Below are 1,815 nucleotides of genomic sequence, written 5' to 3' on the forward strand. Positions count from 1 at the left end.
AACTGTGCCATTTCAAGACCAAGTTTCCCCAACCAATAAGATAAGCGACAGTGTCACAAACGCTAATTTGTGTTCCTTTTACGTTACCTTCAATTTCACACTTACGTGCCATTGATGCAGGAACACTCAGATAATCATCCATAAGTTTCGGGAATATAGAATTTATAGCTGTGAGCAACTCATCTTTTGATTCTGGAACTGAAGACATTATTTTCTCCATTCACATAACGCCCTGTTAAGGTGTGAGCAACGCAATACCGAAGCTGCCGCATACCACCTTAAACATTAAACGCAACGCATAGTAAAAATGCCACGCGTTGCGAATCACTCTTAAACAGATTGTTAGGGCTAAAATGGTATGTCCTCACAGCGCTCATCTTGAGGCGGTGAAGCAACCACATCAAACATACCTAATATTCGTTCAGATACTTTCAGAAGTTGATCATAAGTTATGATTTCAACTCGGTGTAAATGTGAGTTTAAATTCCTGAGAGCTTTGATTTGTTCTATGTTGCCATCTCTGCCAACTATGATCTTGGCACGAATTTTAAGTGTGTCGAAACCCTCGCTAACAATTATTGAATCACGTTGCCGCTCAATTTCTTCAATATAGCGAACAACTTGACCAATTACGGCTGAAAGCTTAGAAGATGGATAGTAACTATCATGAGAGCGATCATGCGTAAAGAGTGACTCAGTAAATGCCTTTTTTATTTCAATAATTTCGACATAATCATCGACAGTCTTGCGCATCATGAAATCTAAGCGGTCATCGCGCGTCCATGTTTTTCGTTGCAAACGCTGACTATACTCACTACCAAACATCCAAGGGTTTAACTCTAGATGCTTTTGAAAATCACCCTCTAAAGTGTTTGGGTCTTCTATCAAAGCACGAAGTTCTGCGATAGCTTTAGAGTACTCCACGATTTTTGCTGCTGTAGAAATATGCGATAAAGTATCTTTATTGCTGACTTCAAATGCCTTAATAAATTCAGAGACATTAGTTTGACTCGCTTCGATGTGCGAAATGATACTGCCCAGTAACGAAAACTTTTCTGTGTCATTTATAGACTCTACTGCATCTAGTAAGTTAGACAGTTTCGCAAAATCACCAGAATTGACAAGATGTAACTCACCAATCTCAGAGCCTAATTGGTTTGCATACTCAGCATCCAGAAAACAGTATAATCTTTTTATTTCATCAGGCTTGTTGCCATCTAATCTAACAGATTTTTCGGACTTATAGTTCCAGCCTTGCTTAGAGCGGTCAATTTGATCAATTTTTAATGAATAATGGTGAACTGTTTTATCTTTATCCAGTATCTCTAGTAATGTAGCTATTCTAAAAGCTTGCGGACCCTCCTTTAGAACAACCTGCTTAATCAAACCTACATTAGAATTGTTATACGCTTTCTTTATCTTGATTTTAACGTCTTCTAATGTATTTTCAGGAGGTAACAACCCCATACAACTCTCCTATTTAGCCCTAACGCCCGCCTAAGGGGCTGGCAACGCATAACACCAAACTCAAACACAACAACCGTAACCACCGCGGTTCATTAGGACTGGAAACGCCACGCGTTGACAGTCCCTTTGAGGCGTTTGTTAGCTTCGTAGCCTATTGTTTACCAATGACCTTTTTAACACTTTTAGTTGAAAAGCATTTTACGATAATGCATCGGACAAGCACATGTCCAACGCCAAAAGCTGTGAAGTTGGCAACCAAAACTTAAAATGATCAAGGTTGAGTTGACCACGGTTAAGAGTCCGCGACAAAGAAAGCCAGATCACAGCGATGATTGCAGCCTTTGTGAA

At 39.6% G+C, this 1,815-nt stretch carries 3 protein-coding genes; all 3 read right to left on the reverse strand.

Features of this window, described 5'->3' with window-relative positions; all coding sequences use genetic code 11:
• On the reverse strand, nucleotides 1-208 hold a 208-nt coding region (locus D908_RS02615), incomplete at its 3' end, for a ClbS/DfsB family four-helix bundle protein (protein ID WP_005526939.1).
• Between the two features lie 140 nt (nucleotides 209-348).
• Nucleotides 349-1,467 (reverse strand): Shedu anti-phage system protein SduA domain-containing protein, encoded by a 1,119-nt coding sequence (locus D908_RS02610; protein ID WP_005526943.1) that lies wholly within the window; start codon nucleotides 1,465-1,467, stop codon nucleotides 349-351.
• Between the two features lie 198 nt (nucleotides 1,468-1,665).
• Nucleotides 1,666-1,815, reverse strand: a 150-nt coding sequence (locus D908_RS20900) for a DUF645 family protein (protein WP_005526945.1), incomplete at its 5' end; no start/stop codon positions are given.

This window comes from Vibrio mimicus CAIM 602 (assembly GCF_000338875.1).
GTDB lineage: Bacteria > Pseudomonadota > Gammaproteobacteria > Enterobacterales > Vibrionaceae > Vibrio > Vibrio mimicus.

What these genes read in the sequence shown, in the direction of transcription:
- D908_RS02610 (WP_005526943.1), bottom strand. Translation starts at nt 1,467, where the DNA reads ATGGGGTTGTTACCTCCTGAAAATACATTAGAAGACGTTAAAATCAAG.